This is a genomic window from Galbibacter sp. BG1 (assembly GCF_013391805.1).
Taxonomy (GTDB): domain Bacteria; phylum Bacteroidota; class Bacteroidia; order Flavobacteriales; family Flavobacteriaceae; genus Galbibacter.
In genome coordinates this window covers 149656-170262 of the sequence record NZ_CP058364.1, presented here as the reverse complement: position 1 = coordinate 170262, position 20607 = coordinate 149656, and the positions used below count along the sequence as shown (strand labels likewise).

General features: G+C 35.0%; 14 protein-coding genes. 8 read left to right on the top strand and 6 right to left on the bottom strand.

The genetic code is table 11. From position 1 onward, the window contains the following. Positions 1–117: 117 nt before the first annotated feature. Positions 118–1359, bottom strand: a complete 1242-nt coding sequence (lysA, locus tag HX109_RS00660) for a diaminopimelate decarboxylase (RefSeq protein ID WP_178949301.1) — start codon at positions 1357–1359, stop codon at positions 118–120. A gap of 235 nt (positions 1360–1594) precedes the next feature. Here lysA and HX109_RS00655 point away from each other — a divergent pair, with 235 nt between their 5' ends. From HX109_RS00655 to HX109_RS00635, 5 genes are all read left to right on the top strand, one after another. Further along, positions 1595–2224, top strand: coding sequence for an LON peptidase substrate-binding domain-containing protein (locus HX109_RS00655; RefSeq protein WP_178949300.1), 630 nt, complete (start codon positions 1595–1597; stop codon positions 2222–2224). 171 nt (positions 2225–2395) lie between these two features. After that, a complete protein-coding gene (sucC, locus tag HX109_RS00650; RefSeq protein WP_178949299.1) occupies positions 2396–3589 on the top strand; it encodes an ADP-forming succinate--CoA ligase subunit beta in 1194 nt (397 codons plus the stop codon). A 399-nt stretch (positions 3590–3988) separates the two neighbouring features. Then, on the top strand, positions 3989–4840 hold the full coding sequence (locus HX109_RS00645; protein WP_255462724.1) for an endonuclease/exonuclease/phosphatase family protein: 852 nt from the start codon (positions 3989–3991) through the stop codon (positions 4838–4840). Position 4841: 1 nt separating this feature from the next. Continuing rightward, positions 4842–5540, top strand: coding sequence for a ZIP family metal transporter (locus tag HX109_RS00640; protein WP_178949298.1), 699 nt, complete (start codon positions 4842–4844; stop codon positions 5538–5540). Positions 5541–5842: 302 nt separating this feature from the next. Beyond that, entirely contained in the window at positions 5843–5986 is a 144-nt protein-coding gene (locus HX109_RS00635) for a hypothetical protein (protein ID WP_178949297.1), read from the top strand. A gap of 89 nt (positions 5987–6075) precedes the next feature. Here the strand turns inward: HX109_RS00635 and HX109_RS00630 are convergent, their stop codons facing one another. From HX109_RS00630 to HX109_RS00620, 3 genes are all read right to left on the bottom strand, one after another. After that, a complete protein-coding gene (locus HX109_RS00630) occupies positions 6076–7116 on the bottom strand; it encodes a helix-turn-helix domain-containing protein (RefSeq protein ID WP_178949296.1) in 1041 nt (346 codons plus the stop codon). Between the two features lie 725 nt (positions 7117–7841). Then, on the bottom strand, positions 7842–8288 hold the full coding sequence (locus tag HX109_RS00625; protein ID WP_178949295.1) for a response regulator: 447 nt from the start codon (positions 8286–8288) through the stop codon (positions 7842–7844). A 1-nt stretch (position 8289) separates the two neighbouring features. Next, positions 8290–8862, bottom strand: a complete 573-nt coding sequence (locus HX109_RS00620) for a helix-turn-helix domain-containing protein (RefSeq protein ID WP_178949294.1) — start codon at positions 8860–8862, stop codon at positions 8290–8292. Positions 8863–9304: 442 nt separating this feature from the next. Between HX109_RS00620 and HX109_RS00615 the strand changes: the two genes are divergently transcribed. Beyond that, on the top strand, positions 9305–10324 hold the full coding sequence (locus HX109_RS00615; RefSeq protein ID WP_178949293.1) for a hypothetical protein: 1020 nt from the start codon (positions 9305–9307) through the stop codon (positions 10322–10324). 458 nt (positions 10325–10782) lie between these two features. On the opposite strand, the gene HX109_RS00610 is transcribed toward HX109_RS00615, so the two are convergent. Further along, complete coding sequence (locus tag HX109_RS00610; RefSeq protein ID WP_178949292.1) at positions 10783–14109, bottom strand: chemotaxis protein CheB; 3327 nt, start codon at positions 14107–14109, stop codon at positions 10783–10785. A gap of 738 nt (positions 14110–14847) precedes the next feature. Next, the gene (locus tag HX109_RS00605; protein WP_178949291.1) at positions 14848–16314 is read right to left on the bottom strand and encodes an aminoacyl-histidine dipeptidase; all 1467 of its coding nucleotides are present in this window, start codon (positions 16312–16314) and stop codon (positions 14848–14850) included. A 138-nt stretch (positions 16315–16452) separates the two neighbouring features. On the opposite strand from HX109_RS00605, the gene HX109_RS00600 reads away from it, so the two are divergent. Together HX109_RS00600 and HX109_RS00595 are read left to right on the top strand one after the other, a co-directional pair. Then, complete coding sequence (locus tag HX109_RS00600; protein WP_178949290.1) at positions 16453–17520, top strand: DUF3810 domain-containing protein; 1068 nt, start codon at positions 16453–16455, stop codon at positions 17518–17520. Between the two features lie 78 nt (positions 17521–17598). Next, entirely contained in the window at positions 17599–20601 is a 3003-nt protein-coding gene (locus tag HX109_RS00595; RefSeq protein ID WP_178949289.1) for an amidohydrolase family protein, read from the top strand. Positions 20602–20607: the final 6 nt, after the last annotated feature.

The window sequence follows — 20607 nt, the reverse complement described above, 5'->3', positions numbered from 1 at the left end:
GAATTTTAAAGGCTAAATATAGTGAAATATCAGCTTAGAAAACGAAAACGGGAAGCGGGAATATTTAAAGACATAAAAAAACCCGAAAGAATCGGGTTTGATATATTGTTTATTAGATTAGGCTTGATCCACCATTTCTTTTTTGTTAAATTCTGGAATGTTAGGCTCCACTAAATTTGCTATAATATCGTCTAAAGTTTCCGATTTGCGTATTAAATGAGCTTTACCATTGTACCATAAAACTTCTGCTGGCCTGTATCTCGAATTGTAATTACTAGCCATGGAGAAACAGTAAGCCCCAGCGTTTTTAAAGCATAAGATATCCCCTTCAGAAATTTCGGTAATACGGCGGTTGCTGCCAAAAGTATCGGTTTCGCAGATATACCCAACGATAGAGTAGAAGCGTTCTTTACCTTTAGGATTGGAAATATTTATAATTCTATGGTAAGAATTATAAAGCATCGGTCTAATTAAATGATTGAACCCCGAATCGATCCCTGCAAATACAGTAGAAGTAGTTTGCTTTACCACATTTACTTTGGCAAGAAAAAAACCGGCTTCACTCACTAAAAACTTACCAGGTTCGAAAGCCAAGGTTAAATCGCGGCCAAACTCCTTGCAAAAGTTATTGAAACGTTTGGTGAGTTTTTTACCCAATTCTTCCACATTGGTTTCGATATCCCCTTCTTTGTATGGCACTTTAAAGCCACTACCAAAATCTATAAACTCTAGATCTTCAAAATGCTTGGCTGTATCGAATAATATTTCTGAAGCATACAGGAAGACTTCAATATCTAAAATATCGCTCCCTGTATGCATGTGGATACCGTTTACGCGCATCCCAGTATTTTCTACAATTCTTAAAATATGCGGTATTTGGTGAATACTTATCCCAAATTTAGAGTCGATATGTCCAACGGAAATATTGGAATTCCCTCCCGCCATAACATGCGGATTAATTCTAATGCAAACTGGAATATCTTGGTTTCTTGTACCAAATTGCTCCAGTATTGATAGGTTGTCTATGTTTATCTGTACGCCCAATTTAGCAACCTCTTCTATTTCTTCCAAGGAAACACCATTGGGGGTGAAGATAATGTCTTCTGGCTTAAAACCAGCCATAAGTCCCAATTGTACCTCTTGCCAAGAAACGGTATCGAGCCCGCTTCCCATAGAATTCATAAGTTTTAATATAGACACGTTGGATAGCGCCTTTACGGCATAATTCAACTTTAAATGTTTCACATTTTTAAAGGCAGAAGTAAGCCTTTTGTATTGAGAAACAATTTTTTCTGAGTCGTAAACGTATACCGGACTACCAAACTCCTTGGCTACATTTAAAAGGTCGCTATTATTCATAAATCAAAATTTAGACGGCAAAATTATTAAAGAGCCGAAGGATGTAAAAGAAAATTGATTAAAAAAATAAAAATAAAACACGATGTTATATTTGTAACAATCTTGAAAACCGCGATCATACGTGGTTCTCGTTTTATTTTTTGTAAATTTAAAGAAAAGAAAGGATTTATTTACATCAATTTCAGCAAAAATCGAAACCTAAGTTTTTTGCTATCGTATTAAAATTCAATCACTCATGAGTCGTATAATTCCGTTATTTCCTTTACAAACCGTTGTTTTCCCAACGGAGCGGTTGCCACTTCACATTTTTGAAGAACGGTACAAGCAATTGGTTAAAGATTGTGTCCGGCGAAATTTAAACTTTGGGATTCCTACCTATATAAATGGGGAATTAGGTTTTGGAACCGAACTTTCCATCGATAAAATTGTAAAGAAATACGAAAATGGTAGTTTAGACATTATTTGCAGTGGGGTTAGGGCATTTAAGATTGAAAAGTTTTTTAATCCCATTCCCAACAAATTGTACGCTGGGGGAGAGGTGCATTTCATGGAGAATATAGATGATGCGACCATAGAAACTCAACAGGAGGTGTTGGATTTGGTATATCGTATGTATCGAAATATCGATATGCCCATCGAACCCATGGAGCCCAATGAATTTAAAAGTTTTCTTTTTGCCCATAAGCTGGGCTTGAATTTAGAACAGGAATACCAACTGCTTCAATTGCCGAGTGAAAGTGAACGGTTGCTGTTCATAAAAAACCATTTGCAAAAGGTGATTCCAGTTTTAGAACAGATCAATGAGACTAAAAAAAGAATTCAGTTAAATGGACATTTTAGAAATTTCGATCCTTTAAAATTCTAACAATTACAACTTCTATTTTTAAATTCCATCGTCATTCCTTCCTTTACTGCTTCAAACCGTGTCTGTAATTGTATAATTCTGGCATTCACCTTCAAAAAAATATATCCAGATTGGGTTTATTAAACTCCATTTGTTACTTTTGTTCCGCTTTAAATTATACAACGTATCGTTATGAATTTACACGAATATCAAGGAAAAGAAATATTAGCAAGTTTTGGAGTTCGCATTCAGCGAGGTATTGTGGCACAAAATCCACAAGAAGCAGTTGAAGCAGCAAAACAATTAACAGAAGAAACCGGAACCGGGTGGCATGTAATAAAAGCACAGGTGCACGCCGGTGGACGCGGAAAAGGTGGTGGAGTTAAGCTTGCTAAAAACCTTAAAGAAGTAGAAGAAATTTCTGGAAATATAATCGGGATGAACTTGGTTACTCCTCAAACATCCAAAGAGGGGAAAAAAGTACATCAGGTATTGGTAGCAGAAGATGTTTATTATCCTGGAGATAGCGAAACTTCAGAATTTTACATGTCGGTACTTTTAGATAGAAGCAAAGGAAAGAATATGATCATGTATTCTACCGAAGGTGGAATGGATATCGAAGAGGTTGCTGAAAAAACACCTCATTTAATATTTAATGAAGAAGTAGACCCTGCGACAGGATTGTTACCTTTTCAAGCACGAAGAATTGCTTTTAACCTAGGTTTAAGCGGAACGGCTTTTAAAGAAATGACAAAATTTGTTACCGCACTTTATAAAGCTTACGAATCATCTGACTCTTCTTTATTTGAAATCAACCCGGTATTGAAAACATCCGATGATAAAATCATGGCCGTTGATGCTAAAGTAACTATAGATGATAACGCCCTTTACCGTCATAAAGATTATGCTGAAATGAGAGATCTTAGAGAAGAAGATCCTATTGAAGTTGAGGCTAAAGAAGCGGGCTTGAATTTTGTAAATCTTGACGGAAATGTTGGATGTATGGTAAACGGTGCTGGTTTGGCAATGGCTACCATGGATTTAATTAAGATGGCAGGTGGGGAACCAGCAAACTTCTTGGATGTTGGGGGAACTGCAGATGCAAAGCGTGTGGAAACGGCTTTTAGAATGATTTTAAAGGATCCTAACGTAAAAGCTATCTTGGTAAATATTTTTGGAGGTATTGTACGTTGCGACCGTGTGGCGCAAGGTATTGTAGATGCTTACAAAAATATGGGTGATGCTATTAAAGTTCCAATTATTGTACGTTTACAAGGAACCAATGCAGATATCGCTAAAGAATTGATCGATAATTCAGGATTGGCAGTGCAATCGGCTATTGAGTTTAAAGAAGCTGCAGACAAAGTACAGGAAGTGCTAAAATAAGCTAGAGTACTTTTTAAATAAAATACAAAAGCTGTCTCTTAATTGGGGCAGCTTTTTTTGTTCATATGCACAGATCCGGCAGGACAGAATGCTCTATTATTAAGTTGTTTTTAGATTTCCAATAGTTTGGTTAGTAATGTCTTAATTATTAAAAATAAATTAATTAGAGCAATTATAAATTAACTACCACATTATTTCTTAACTTAAATAAATGAAAGCTCTAAACTAAAAAAATTGAAAAAAGTCCTCATAATCATTCTTTACGTGATTTCTGTAGTTGTGGCGTTATGCTCAATCCTTTCTGCATTTAGAAATTCTGAGATTCGTTATTTAAAAATGCTTGATTTTCCTCGGATTCAATTTTTCGTCATTTCAATAATTAGCTTCCTGGCACTTTTAATGCTACTAAAAAAATGGAAATGGTTTGACTATCTAATTATTTGTGGACTTTTAAGCGGATTGTTTATAAATAGTTTTTTCTTAATCAATTATACAAGCATGGTGCCAGTGGAAGTACAGTGGGCAAGGGATATAAAATCTTCCAATGGGCAATTCAGCATTTTACTTTCCAATGTGAAAATGACAAATAAAAAAGTAAAGGCCTTACTTGGAGTAATTGAAAAAAAAGAACCAGACTTAATTTTAATGATGGAGGTTGATGCGTCATGGAACAAAGAACTGAAGGTTTTGAAAAATGAGTATCCCTATTCTCAACACACCATTAACGAAGTTGCCTATGGGATGGTATTGTTCAGTAAATTTCCGTTGAAAAAAGTGGAAGTGGATTACCTTACGCATAAAGAAGTGCCTTCCTTTGAAAGTACGGTTACCCTTCCCAATGGAAAGTATATTAGTTTCCACACGCTCCATCCTGTGCCCCCTACACATTTTAAGGATTTACCCGACAATGCTGGACAACAAGAAAATGCTCTTAAAAAATTAGGGAAAAGAATTGAAGCAAGAAAGTATCCAACTGTTGTTGCAGGGGATTTAAATGATGTTGTTTGGTCTTACGTAGACGATTTGACTGAAACAAAAAATATACTTTATGATGTAAGGGTTGGTAGGGGTTTCTACAACAGTTTCAATGCAAAGAATTTTTTAACACGCTGGCCGTTGGATCATGTATTTGTGACGGAGGAATTTCAATTAAAAAAACTCGAACGATTACCAAAAATAGGTTCCGATCATTTTCCAATTTATGCGGAGTTGGTATTGAAAAATAGTAACGTAACTAAAAATACGAATTAATATGATGACAATTATCGTAATTCTTATAGTTTCGGGCGCACTTATTATTGGAGCTGTATGGGGTATTTATGGACACATGTCCGATAGTCTTGAAGGCTTTTTGGTAGCCTTAGCTGGTGGAGCACTTTTGGTATCTGCACTCTTGGAATTAATACATCCTGCACTTAAGGAAGATTCAATAGCTATTACCTTATCCATGGTTTTCGCTGGCGCCGTTATATTTACCATTTTAGACTATCTAGTAAAGGAAAAATGGGGTTCTAAAAGTGGAGGTGGTTTACTTGCTGCCATTACTTTAGACGGAATTCCAGAAAATCTTGCTTTAGGAGTTGCACTTATTGGGGCAAGTCCACTTTCTGTAGCTGCCTTATCGGGATCTATTTTATTGTCCAATTTACCTGAAGCCGCAGGTGGTTCCAAAGAAATGACAAGTAATAACATTTCAAAAAAGAAAGTACTTCTACTCTGGGTAGGCACGGCAGTTATACTTTCAATTTCTGCACTATTGGGACACTTTTTATTAGCCGATGTTCCAAAAGAATACTTGAATTACATAAAATGCTTTGCAGGTGGAGCCGTTGCGGCCTCCCTCGCTACAGAAGTTTTTCCAAAAGCATTCAAAAAGGATAAATATTGGACGGGATTAGCAACCGCCATCGGTTTAATTTTAGCCTTGTATTTAAACACCTTGGGCGAATAGAAATATCTTCAAGGCTGCTATTTAATCCACCTACAGATAATTCAAACTAGATATCATACCAAAGTATCCTAGTTATTAAAGTTCCTAGTCATCTAGAAGAAATGTAATTGCTTTAGGATTAAAAAGGGCTTTATTATCTATACTTCATGGCCAAATTAAAAAGGTTATTACAAAGAATTTAAATATTTAAATAACAGTAAGTTGTATGAACCCTAAAATATGATTATATTAAGGTAACTTGAAGAAGCAGAATTAAAATTCAAGTGAAGAAACTCGAAATGATAATTTAAAACAATTAAGAAATGGATACAAAGGATAAAACATCAGAACAAAAAAAACAGAGTACAAGTGAGCAAGCTATAAACCATAAAGAAACCGATGGTAAAAAGATAAATCATCAAGTAGAAAAGCGAAAAGAAAAACATCAGCCTCGGGATAATGCTTAATAGGCTTTCAATTATCTTATTTAAAGTAATTTCTTAGCTGAGAACCAGTTTTTTTCAAGGAAGTACTGGATTTTTGTCAGGTATATCGATTATGCTACACAATAGTCATAAAAGGAATTTTGTTGTTCTCTAAATTTCTTAGGACTACAATCGAACTTCTTCTTAAAAATTTTCGAAAAGTAGCTTCTACTCGTGAGACCTATACTATACACTACTTCAGAAATAGATAAATCTGTGTTTTTTATCAATTCTTCAGCCATATCAAGCCGTACGTCCCTAATATAGTCTTTTACCGTGGTTCCATATAACAATTTAAAACCATGCTGTAATTTTGTTGAGGACATTCCAACCCGGCCACACAAAGATTTAATAGTGTATTCTTTTTCGGGTCCATTTGCAATAAATGCGGCAAGTTCTTGTATTGTACACATTTCTTTTTTGGTTAGGTATTTGGAAAAGCTATAAAAATTAAGATTTTTATCATTTTCGAATTGCTGAATTCCATATGCAAGAACTTTGTTTATTATGGCTTCCAATAACAAGGAACGAACTAGTTGATCTTGGGGAACATTTTTAATTTGAGAAATTTCATTGGCAATTTTTAAATTGTAAGAACCAATGTAAACTAGGTAATCACTCGTTTGCGTGGCATGTATTTTAGCTTCTATACTATTTTTCAAACTATTAAAGGAAGTATTTTGGAAGGTATTGTAAGGATTTATTTTTATAAGCAGTATTTTGTATTTCCTATTCTTTACAAAATGGAATATACTGTTAGAATCATGACTGCTTGTTAGGATAGTAGTCTGGAATTTACCTAATTTTCGTTTTAATCCTTTAGAACTAAAACTGTGAATGAGATCATCTTCCGAGCAGTAAATTAAATATAAAGGGCTACCCCCTGAATTTATATGAGCAATTTCGGCATCTCGGAATATTGTCATATCATATTGCAAAAACGAAATGCCATTTCTAAGATTGACCGATTGAATAAAACCGGAAGCTACTTCATTGTCAAAAACCAATCGAGATTCCTCCGTTCCAATTTTCATAGAACCTCCTAAGACATTCTTATACCGATTGAGTACGCTTCGATTGCCCTTCTTTAAAAGTTGCTGATGTATATTCATATACTACTATTTTTATATTTCCAGTACATTTATGACCTTGTGAAATTGGGATCTCCAAATTTTTTCAGCAAGAAAAGAAAACCTCGCGCTAAACAAATTAAAACTGCTAACGCCTCTTCACTGAATACGATTAGATTTAACAGACTATTGATTCCTTCGTTTAATTTTCTACATTTTTTTAAGGAATCTAACCGATAATCAATTTAACTTGCCAGTCTTTAAAAGAATCTCTACAAAATTTTAATATTTGAATCGGATATTATTTCTAAAATATGAGGTTAAAATTTACCGTATTACTTCTTTCTTTGGTATTCACACAAAGATTTATAATTACTTTAAATTCTTCCTTACACAATATGACGGTTTTCTTACATCATTCGGCAGCATTGAAAACACTCGCAATAATATATTTTATTAAAAAGTTAGAATAACCACCTTAGAGATTGCAATGTTATTTTATATGAAGATGTTTTTTTCTCTTACTTAGAAGTCCTCAATTTTCTGAAGATTTTTTCGAAGGTTCAGTTTTTAAAAACAAATCTTATAGAAAAGAAAAATTTATATGAATTGGATTTGGGGTACCACTATCAATACCTGCAAAATAGAACTGTAAAAAGGGAGTGTTTACTAAATTCATTCTTATCCTGAATAAATTGAAGGAACAGTAGACTGTCTAAAAAAAGTTAATTCCAACCGCGAAAGTAGACACTGAAAATTTTAAATTTTTAAAGGCGAAGTAAAAAATTGTCTTTATCCATTTTAGAATTCTGGTATTGCCAATTCATATTTAGCACCTTCTCTATCACTTCTTTTAAAAGTACGAGACTGTTAGGCTTATTTATATAGACATTGGCACCAAGAATAAATGTTTTTTTGATATCGGATTCTGATGTGGAAGTTGAATAAATAGCTACTGAAAGATTTTTAAATCTGCTATTGTAACGAATTTCACGTAGGCTCTCCATACCATTTTTAACGGGCATGTTAAGATCTAAAAAGACAATATCGGGCATCGGATTGCCAGGCGTATTCAAATAATCCATAAGTTCCTGGCCGTTATTAAATAGAAAAAGTTCGGTTGCCATTTTAACACTTGCAATGGCCTTTTTAAAAAACAAAAGGTCTTCTGCATCATCATCGGCAACGGCCACAAGCATTTTTTTGTTAATCATATTAAGTCACTGACTGTACAAATTTTCTTTCTAAATTACGTTTGGCCACAATTTCCTGAAAAAGGCTAGGACTAAGTCCTGTTATCTTTTTAAACTGGTTTGAGAGGTGTGCTACACTGCTGTAATTTAATTGATAGGCGATTTCGGTTAGTGTAAGACCCTCATTTGTCATTAAGGTTTTTGCATAATCTATTTTCTTTAAAATAATAAAACGTTCGATAGAAGTATGCGTCGTTTCGGAAAATACATTGGCCAAATGGCTGTAAGAATAATTCAATTTATCTGATAGATATTTAGAAAACTTATATCGTTGGGTTTTATTATTGTGGTGAATCATTTCAGTTATTACTTCTTTGATTCGTTCTGACAATTGAATTTTTTCATCACTCAAAATTACAATTCCCACTTTGGCTAAATCCTGCTCTAAGACCCCAATTTCTATAACTTTAGTGCCGTCTTTGATAATAATATCTAAATTAGCTAGAATCTCATAGGGAACTCCCAATGAATCTAGCTGCTGTTTTAGAAGATTTCTAAAAACTAGCTTATCATCAAATTTAACTCTTAGCTTCATAGCTTTTAATGGTTATTCATCCTTCAAAAAAATAGCTCTGCGAAATGTGGAAGTAATAAACAAACCTTTTTTATTTAAAATAATAAAAATACCTGAATTAATATCGATATTACAGAAATAACTTCATTTTCAATAAAATAAACCAGTTTTATTCAAAAAAACATCTATTCACATAATCGATTTTATTTAGAAAGTCTTTCGGTAAAAATCATACTTCATATCTCGTGATTTAACTCTTTGCAACCACATTAATTTAATAGCAAAAATTTTTTAGCGTTAACATATTGGTTTTTACGACACCACTACATCATTTTTGTTTACTAATTTGAAAAGATACGAGAAAAATAGTTTCAAACTTAAAGCAAAACCTCTATAAACTTAAATTTTAAGAGAGAATAGATATGTAACTAAAAATATTCTTTATTAAAAACATAAACTGCTTATGACGCCAGAATCCACTGAAGTTGGTACAAGCAAGAAAAAAACATTAAAAATATCATGGGCGGCGATCCTTGGCGGATGTTTAGCGTCCATCGCCATTATAATATTGCTAAATTTATTGGGAATTGGGATTGGGCTCTCAACTTTAGATTTTTCAGCTCAACATTCCCCATTTTACACATTGGGGATAGGAGCCATAATCTGGTGGGCAATTTCCCATCTATTGGTGCTTTTTGTTGGTGGTTTCCTTGCTGCTCGAATGTCTGGTTTTCATTCTAATATCGACGGAGCCATGCACGGCTTTTTGGCATGGGCACTCTATGTTTTACTTATCTTTTTCTTTTTAATATTAATTGGCGGTGTTAATCATAAGATTACAGAATCCATATTTGGAAGCTTTAATAATGTTCATTCAAAAAATGGATCAGTGGGGATGGAGATGGTTTCCAAAAAATGTCAGGAAGAAACAGATTTGGCCTATTTAAAAATTAAAAGGCAAGCCTATAGGTTAATCAATGCTAATAAACGATCAGATTTAATTTCTGAGGAGACTCCAGCCGATACTCTGGAATTCCCCTTAGATTCTAGAAATAATTTGAAATTGGAAGAAGAAATTGAGAGTTTTTTTAATGATATTTCCTACGAATTGGATGAAAGCGGTGATTTAAGTATTAGAGTAGGGGGAAGTGAAAATTTTTTTGATAGATCTTCTTTAAAAGTTTATTTGAGTAAAAAGACCCACCTTAGTGGCACCGATATTAACGATAAAATAAATAAGTGGGAAAACAATTTAGATTCGGCTACACAAAACGCACAGAACAAATATACAGAAGCCAAAATGAAGGCTATTGAATATGCGAACAAAAGAGCCCGTGCCATTAGCAAATATTATATTATAACTTTTCTCATATTTCTTTTAGGTGCTGCCGTAGCAATATTGGGAGGTGCTATTGGTTCCCCAGAAAATACTGCAATAGATAAAGTGAGAATTAAAAGAATAGAGATCGAACATAAAGAATAACCCAATCATTACGTTTATTAAAAAAAATTTTTATTTGGTTACCATACTTTAGACAGCTCCATCTATTTTTTAATATAATTTTATCCATAATTTTTTAAAGTCAAACTTTATGCTTTTAGGATTAATACTAACTTAAGGTTTTGCCTAATTTTCAATGTTATTTCGGCTAATCCCTTAAATGTGGCTATGGAAAACCCATGGAATACCTCCAAACCACCCCAAATCTTCTATGGATTATTGGTGCAAAAATGAATGTGTTGCGAGAAGTATTAGGTACGAAGTTCTCATGAAGAAGTAACTGAGCATTTTTACGGAATATCACTAATCTAACCAAATGAGCGAAAAATCTTCACCTTTAAGTGAAGATTTTTCCTTTATGCATAAACTTAAAATTTCTCGCAATAATTGTTGAAACTAACATTTACTCTTAGTAATTTTTTTGCAATTTATAATATTCCTTATTTCGGTTGAACTTCGGGAAGAATTACATGAAAAGCTGCCCCATTTCCTTCCGTGGAAACTGTATAAATAATACCGTTGTGATTCTCCACAATTTTTTTTACCAATGAAAGACCTATTCCACTTCCCTTTTGATCCAGAGATCCCATAAGACGTTCAAAAATCAAAAAAATCTTTTCTTGGTATTCGGGGCTAAACCCAATACCCTTATCGCTCACTATAATTTCATAGTAGTTTAGCTCCGTAGAGAGCTTTGGATACTTTTCGATTTCATTTTTTGAAAGTTTATGCGAACTTATTTCAATGTTGGGTGCTACTCCTGTTTTGGTAAATTTGAGTCCATTATCTAAAAGATTCCTTAATAACTGATTCATTTGTAAAGGAACTGCTTCAATTAAGGGAAGTTCCCCAATTTTAATTTTTGCTTGCGTATCTTCGATCAGCAGTTCGAAATCTAAAAGAATCTCTTTCGCAATATTGTTGAGATTCACTTGATCTAAAAGTTCTTCGTGATGAGCAACACGGGAATATTCTAGCAATCCTTTTATAAGATTGGACATTCTTGCGGCTGAAGAAGATATTTTTTCAACAACTTCCCTTTTACCTTCTATTCCAATACGATCATCTTCCAATAGAAGATCCGAAAAAATCAATATTTTCCTTAGTGGTTCTTGTAAGTCGTGGCTAGCTACATGTACATATCGGTCCAGTTGTTCATTGGTTTTTTGAAGTTCCGCAATAATATTTTTATAACTTTCTGTCATTTTTCTCTCGGTGATATCCTCCAGAGATAGTAATATTAATTTTTTTGATTCCTGTGGGTTCTCAATTTTTCGAACATTGAACATAAAAGATTTTTTGTTCCCAGATGAAAAATTGATAATAATCTCTTCATCCAATACCCGATCTTTTTCGGAGAGTATTTTTTGAATTAGGTGCCTTAACTTCGGATTGTCAAATAAACTCTGCTGTACCTGAAAAAAAGATTTTCCTTCGGTCTCCAACTTATCAACCTTAAACTTGTTGTAATAAGCCAAATTAGCATTGCAAACACGGAAGTCTTTATCTAGCACCACAAAAGGTTCACGAAGATTTGCTATAATAGCGTCCAAATAATTTAAGGTATGGGTAAGCTCTGTTTGCTTCTCCATAAGTTCACGGTTAACTACGACCAGTTCTTCGTTGGTGGATTGTAATTCTTCCTTTGAAGTTTCCAGTTCTTCATTCAAACTTTGCATTTCCTCATTACTACTAAGTAACTCTTCGTTGGCGCTTTGCAGTTCTTCGTTGGAAGCCTCTTGATCTTCACTGATGCGATGCATATCTTCACGCACCTGTTCTAATTCTCTCTGTAGTGCCTCATTCCGGTCTGTAAGATGATTTTTTGACGAAGGACTGAAAGCAAGAGACCATCGGTTCCATAAATTGCTCCAAAAAGAATTAATAGGCTCCTTTTTATGAAAGAGTATTAAATAATAAGGAACTCTAATGTCATTAAGTGGTATAACTTCTATATTGACAAAAAACTGATCTGAATTGTTTTTTAAGGAAATCCTTTCTTTACTTACTTTTTTTTGAGATTCTTTAGCCTTGTGCAAGGCATTGCGAAGTTCAAAAGCGAGTTCTTTCCTAGCTATTTTCATCAGTTCGTGAGAAGGTTTCCCAGAAGAAAATTCTAAGAAGGGAGTCATATTCCCATTAATTTGAACAATTTCCATGTGTTCATCCACAATTAAACTTGCAGGTGTATAACCAGAGAGTAAAATGGTATTGGCACTTTGCCTAAAATCAGTTTTTGGAATATTGTCCGTTTGAATGGGTTTAACTGGAGGCACTTTATTTTCTTTTCGTACCCCAGAAACTTGAAATAAACGCTCGGAACCAGATTTACGGGTATATATTTTAGCCTGCTTTGAAAAAGGTACAAAAATATCTGGGAAAGTTCCCGTAGTTTCCGACTTGCCCAAGAGCAGAAAACCATTATCCTTTAAAGCATAATGAAAGGTAGACAGCAATTTCTTTTGCAAAAATGCATCCAAATAAATCAATACATTACGGCAACTTATCAAATCTAATTTGCTAAATGGTGGATCTTTCAGAAAATTGTGCTCAGAAAAAACGATAGTATCCCTTAAGGATTTTATTACTTTATAATTACCATCTATCTTGGTAAAATATCGATCCAACTGCCTTTTAGAAAGCGGTTGAACCTCAGCTGCAGTGTATACACCTGCTCTTGCTTTATTTATAGCCACTTCTGAAATATCTGAAGCAAATATCTGGATCTTGGTATTGTAACTGGAACTTTCGCTATCCTTTTGGTCTAATGCATCTAAAAAAGTAATTGCTAGTGAGTAGGCCTCTTCACCCGTTGCACACGCTGTTACCCAGGCTCGGATCGGCTTATCCGGAAGCCGATTTTCCAATAGCTGTGGTATTACCGTTTCTTTTAATTTATCAAATATTTCGGGATCCCGGAAAAAAGAAGTAACCTTAATAAGGAGATCTTGAAGTAAAGCGGCCTGTTCGGATTTGTTTTCTCGAAGTAATTCTAAATATACAACGTGACTGGGAACTTGGTTTATCGCCATTCTGCGGGCAATTCGTCTCAAAATGGTGGGACGCTTGTAATAACTAAAATCTACGCCGCTTTCCTGCTGTACCAATGATAGAATCCTATGAAGTCCGTCTTCGGTTATTTTTTTTGTGTCAATCCCAAGACTGCCACGAGCACCATTGGTTTCGTAGGCGGTATATACATCTATTAACTTAGGGAAGATTTCTTCAGCTGGTAAAACAAAATCAACTACCCCGGCTTCGATAGCGTTTGTTGGCATTCCATCCCATGCTGCCATGTCAGGATCTTCAGCAAAAGTAATCCCTCCATATTCTTTTATATCCCTTAAACCTAAGGTGCCATCTCTGGCGGTACCAGAAAGTACAACCCCAATGGCTTGGGTGCCGTGAACTCTTGCCAGTGAAGAAAAGAAAACATCAATAGGCATGTGTTGGATTTTGATATCCCTAGGATAAAGCTTTAATTCATGATCTGTTACTTCCAGCATTTTATTTTCAGGAATAACATAAATATGATTAGGCAAAATTTTACAGTCGTTTGTTATCTCTTTTACAGGCAACGTAGTTATTTTGGCAAGAATGTGAGATAAGATACTTTCGTGGGAAGGCGCAAGGTGCTGTACCAATATATAAGCCATCCCAGAATCGTCGGGTATAGTACTCAAAAATTTGGAAAATGAATCAATTCCACCAGCGGATGCACCAATACCTACTATTGGAAATGGCTCGATTGTTTTTTCTGTTGACATGTTTAATTTTTTACCATAAATCTTGAGCGCATTATACCAACAGAACAAGCACTAGACTAAATGAATTATTATACCCTTCGTGATTGGAAAACCGGAAAATAGATAATTACATTTGTTCTCAATTAATAAAAATTTTCCATGAGTTATACGCATTCGAAATTTACTGCTTTTTTCATACATCACACGGTATAATGGAGGGAATAAATAAAAACACTGCAAAAAAATAAGATTATTGATGATAATGGTGGCCACAATAATTGTTTTTTGGTAGTAGTGCAATGATTAGCGAATTCTTACAAACGAAAATTAGTTATAAACCAAGACAAGACATTTCCAAAATTAAGAGCCCAAAAGGACACTTTTCGCGATTTTATAGTTCTACATTTAAAAATGCCTATAACAGATAGAAAAAACTGACTTTGATATTTACAAAAATCGGAAAACCTGTTAGAAATAGAAGTATTTCTCTATACCAACCTCGCATTTTAAATCAAAAAAACAAAGTTTTGCTTCTAAATGCGATCTATTTTTTTTAAGCACCTAAAATAAGCGTTTTTGTAATAATTTCGAACAGTAAGATGCAAAAGAATAAAACCTGACTGCCTTTCGGTTAACGTCAAACTGCCAAAATATTGAGGTCGATAATTTTGTTTTCAATTTAATTCGAAAATAAAAGTCCTTGTAACATTTTTATCTTACAGGGACTTTTAGTGCTTTCAATATCGTAAACGAAATATATTAGTCTTTAACCGGAACCTCTTTTAAAATTTCTTTTAGGAAAGTCCAAAACTTTTGAACCGACGCTATATTCGCTCTTTCATCTGGAGAATGTGCACCTTTAATCGTAGGTCCGAAGCTAATCATATCCATTTCTGGATAATTTTGTCCTAAAATACCGCATTCCAATCCGGCATGGCAAGCCACCACTTCTGGTTTTTCTTTGAAAAGCGTTTGATATTTTTTATTTAAAACCTTTAAAATGGCACTTTCAGGATTTGGCTTCCAGCCTGGGTATTCTCCGCTTAAAGAAACCTCACAACCGCAAAGTTCGAATGCAGCCCGAAGTCCGTTTGCCAAATCTATTTTAGAAGATTCTACCGATGATCTTGTCAAGCACAATACTTTAATTTTTCCTTCCTTAATTTTAACACGTGCAATATTATTGGATGTTTGCACGAGGTCTTCCATATCTGGGCTCATGGCATACACGCCATTATGTGCTGCATACAATGCCCTTGTAATTCCTTCTTGAACCCCAATATTCATAACCTTTGAGGGAATATCTATAACTTCTGCAGTAATGGATAAAGAAGGCTCATTGGTTCGATACTCTTTTTTAATTACGGTAGCCAATTGATTAAATTCGAGTGCAAATGCATCATGATGAATTTCATCTACCACAATAATGGCTTCACTCTCCCTCGGGATGGCATTTCGTAACCCTCCGCCATCAATCATCGCAATTCTGAGTCCGAAATTTTCGAAACCATCGAACAGCAATCGGTTCATGATTTTATTGGCATTTCCAAAACCACGGTGGATATCCATACCACTGTGTCCACCTTGCAGTCCTTTTACCAAAATTCTATAGGCTGTAACATTATTAGGGGTTTCTTCCTCTTCATATTTTCTAGTGGCGGTAATATCGACACCTCCAGCACAGCCAATATCAATTTCATCGTCTTCCTCGGTATCTAAATTCAGTAAGATATCACCTTTAAGAACACCACCTTTTAGGCCTTGAGCTCCGGTCATTCCTGTTTCCTCATCGATGGTAAAGAGTGCTTCAATGGCAGGATGGGAAATATCTTTACTTTCCAAAATTGCCATAATCGCAGCTACTCCCAAGCCATTATCGGCTCCAAGTGTAGTTCCTTTCGCTTTCACCCATCCATCTTCGGTAACATACATATTGATACCCTCGGTACTGAAATCGAATTTCGTATCGTTATTTTTTTGATGAACCATATCTAAATGCGACTGTAGCACCACCGTTTTTCTATTTTCCATTCCAGGGGTTGCCGGTTTGCGCACAATTACATTTCCTACTTCATCTTTAAATGTTTCAAGATTAAGATTTTTCCCAAAATCCACCATAAAGGCTATTACACGCTCTTCTTTTTTGGAGGGTCTGGGTACCGCATTTAAATCGGCAAATTTTTCCCAAACCTCACTAGGTTGCAGGGCTCTTACTTCTTTACTCATATTGATTGCTTAGATTTTCACAAAAATAAGAATTGCATTTTTAAAAAGCTTTACCAACGCCATAATTCTGTAGAAAATAATTATCCTGACAAAAAAATAACTTCCGTTATCAACCAAATTATTTCTATTTTTGACCATATGTCCGACCGCCTAAAAACATTTTTAGCACTTTCCATTATCCCCCAGTACATTTTAGTTAAATGGTTGGCTGGATATCCAGAATTTATAGAAACCTATTACAGTAATTTTGTCTATCAATTTATTTCTAAAGGCTTTCGGTATGCATTTGGGTGGGTCCCTTTTTCTATTGGGGATATTCTTTACACGCTTTTGGTTATTTTTATCATCCGGTTTTTAATAACCAAGGGACGCTTGTTTTTTTACGGTACTAGAATTTTTTTAAGGGAAGTATTTTTAGTGGTTTCTTTTGTCTATTTCGTTTTTCATTTATTTTGGGGGTTTAATTATTATCGGCTTCCCATTCATAAAAAATTGAATTTATCCAGTGAATACACTTCCGAAGAATTATACGATTTCACAGAGCGGTTGATTGAAAAAAGCAACGAAATCCACTCCCAACTTACCAATAACGATACGGTAATGGTGAAAATACCTTATTCCAAACCTGAAATCTATAAAAAAACGATGTCTGGTTATGAGACACTGGGTAAGATAATCCCAGAGTTTAGTTACAGTCCGAAAAGTATAAAAACCTCCTTATATAGCACGGCACTTACGTACATGGGTTACAGCGGCTACCTGAATCCGTTTACCAATGAAGCCCAGGTGAACGGACTTCAAATAGATTTTAAATATCCAACGGTGAGTTGTCATGAAGAGGCGCATCAAATAGGTTATTCCGCAGAGAATGAGGCTAATTTCGTGGCTTTCCTTGCCGCTACCTCCAATGATGACCTTTATTTTAAATATTCCGGTTATATCTATGTATTGCGTTATTGTTTAGGTGAAGTAAAAAGAAGGGACATCAAAAAGTTTGAGGAATATAACGAAATTGTACACCTCGGAATTATAAAAAACTATGTGGAAGTGGCCAATTTTTGGCGTCGACACAAAACAAAAGCAGAACCTGTTTTTAAAAATTCGTTTAATACCTTCCTCAAAGCAAATAATCAAAAAAAAGGACTTAAAAGTTACAGTTACGTAGTGGCGCTCCTCGTAAATTATTATAAAGATAAAAAACTGTAGGATTCTCTATTGTAATGTTGATTTTGTAACAAAATGTCTTAAATTTAGCTTCAACGAATTCTTAATCAAAAACTACAGATGAAATTAAAGCTATGCTTTTTGGCACTGTTCGTATGTTCTTTGTCGTTACAGGCACAAGAATATTTTCCAAAAAACGACGGTGTTAAAACAAAAAATTCCAATTACACGGCATTCACCAATGCAAAAATTTATGTGACCCCTTCAAACATTATCGAAAACAGTACATTGCTTATTCAAAATGGTAAGGTAAAAGCCGTGGGTAGTTCAGTAACCATCCCGAAAAATGCTATAACTATAGATTTGGATGGAAAAAATGTATATCCTTCTTTTATCGATATATTCTCAAGTTTTGGGATTTCAGAGCCGAACAAGCCTAAAGATAGTGAGCGTCCACAATACGACGCTTCACGCGAAGGATATTACTGGAACGACCATATTATGCCTGAGCAAAGGGCTATTGAAAAATTCTCTTTTGATAAGAAGAAGGCCAAAGAACTTTTGGAAGTCGGCTTTGGAGTTGTGAATACGCATGTAAATGATGGGATTGTACGCGGAACCAGCATGCTCGTTACCTTGAATGAAAACGGTAATGATAATGAAAGGATTATTGCAGAAGACGTAGCGCAATTTTTATCCTTTGAAAAGAGCAAGTCTTCCCGTCAAGCCTATCCCACATCCCTAATGGGTGCTATAGCTTTATTACGGCAAATGTACTACGATGCCAATTGGTATGCTGGTGGTAATGCGGAAAGCAAAGATTTGTCTTTGGAAGCATTGAACGACAATAAAAAATTACCCCAAATTTTTGCTGCAGATGATAAACTAAACGATTTAAGAGCTGCTAAGCTGGCTAACGAATTTCAACTGAATTACTTAATTAAAGGCGGTGGGAATGAGTTTGAGCGCATCGGGGAAATAAAGGAAACCGAGGCAACTTATATTTTACCGTTAAATTTTCCAGAAGCCTATGATGTTTCAGATCCGTATATGGCCGGGAAAATAGCCTTGGAAGAAATGCTACTTTGGAATCAAGCGCCCACGAATCCAAAAGTTTTAGCTGAAAACGAGGTAAGATTTGCCTTTACCGCAGCCGATAATAAAAAATTAAGTGATTTTAAAACCAACCTTTTAAAAGCTATTAAGTATGGGTTGGACAAAACGAAAGCACTGGAAGCGCTTACTACACTTCCCGCAAATTTACTGAAGGCCAATGAAACCATAGGCTCTTTGGAAAAGGGACGTTATGCCAACTTTTTAATTACTTCTGGAGATGTTTTTGACAAAGAAACCATTTTATACGAAAACTGGGTTCAAGGGAATAAACATGTTGTTAACGATATGAATATAGTTGATTTAAGAGGTGATTACTCCTTAAAAATCAATGGAGAAAATTATGACTTAGCACTCACAGGAGAACCTGATAAATTAAAACCTGAACTGAAAAAAGGAACTACTAAAATAGCTTCCAGCGTAGATTATACCAACGGTTGGTTTCATCTATTTTTTAACCCGGAAGGGGAGAAGGATGAGTTCGTAAGGTTATCCTCAAAAATTTCCACTTCAGAAAAATTAATTGGAAATGCAGTTTTACCCAATGGGAATGAAGGTACTTGGACGGCCACTAGAAATTCATCGGCATTTAAAAAAGAGGATAAAGAAGAAGATACAGATTCCATTTACAAGGTGCTACCGGTTACTTATCCCAATAAGGCTTTTGGGATGGCGAGTTTGCCCGTACCAAGAGATATACTTTTTAAAAATGCTACTGTTTGGACCAGTGAAGATGTAGGGGTTTTGGAAAACACCGATGTTTTGGTTAAAAACGGGAAAATCGCAAAAATCGGTACTGATTTATCAAGCTCTGGAGCCGAGGTTATCGATGCTACAGGAAAACATCTGACGGCTGGAATAATAGATGAGCATTCGCATATTGCTGCAGCCTCTATTAACGAAGCGGGGCATAATAGTTCTGCTGAAGTAACGATTGAAGATGTTGTTAATTCGGAAGATTCAGATATTTATAGGAATCTTTCTGGGGGTGTTACAACGATTCAAATATTACACGGTTCTGCCAATCCAATAGGAGGGCGATCGGCAATTATAAAACTAAAATGGGGAGAAGATCCGGAGGATTTGCTAATGGAAGACCGTGCTAAATTTATAAAATTTGCGCTTGGGGAAAATGTAAAGCAATCAAATTGGGGAGATGCACAAACGGTACGATTTCCACAAACCAGAATGGGGGTAGAACAGGTTTTTACAGATTATTTCCAAAGAGCTCAAGAATATGATAAAAAGTGGAAAGCATACAATTCATTTTCTTCTTCCAAAAAGAAAAATACTAAAGCTCCTAGATACGATGTAGAGCTGGAGACCTTGGCAGAAATTTTAAACAAAGAGCGTTTTATTTCATGCCATTCCTATGTGCAAAGTGAAATTAACATGTTGATGAAGGTCGCAGATAAATTTAACTTCAACATTAATACTTTTACCCATATTTTGGAGGGCTATAAAGTGGCCGATAAAATGAAAGAACACGGGGTAGGTGGCTCCACATTCTCCGATTGGTGGGCCTATAAATATGAAGTAAACGATGCCATTCCTTACAACGCGGCCATTATGCATAACCAAGGTGTAACGGTTGCTATTAATTCCGATGACGGGGAAATGTCCAGAAGATTAAATCAAGAAGCCGCAAAAACAGTCAAATACGGAGGGATGAGTGAAGAAGAAGCTTGGAAGTTTGTTACCATAAACCCTGCAAAATTGCTTCATATAGATGAGCATGTGGGAAGTATAAAAGAGGGGAAGGATGCCGATTTAGTGCTTTGGAACAATCACCCCATGTCTATTTATGCTATTGCAGAAAAAACAATAATTGAAGGAGCGGTTTACTACGACTATGAAGAAATGAAAAAGAAGGAAAAGGAAATTCAGAAAAAGAAAAATGAGCTTACCAATATGATGATCCGTGAAAAAAATAAAGGTGTAAAGACAAAAACACCAACTGTTAAGGAGGAAGAAGAGTTTCATTGCGATACTTTAATCTACCAGTTATAAATTGTA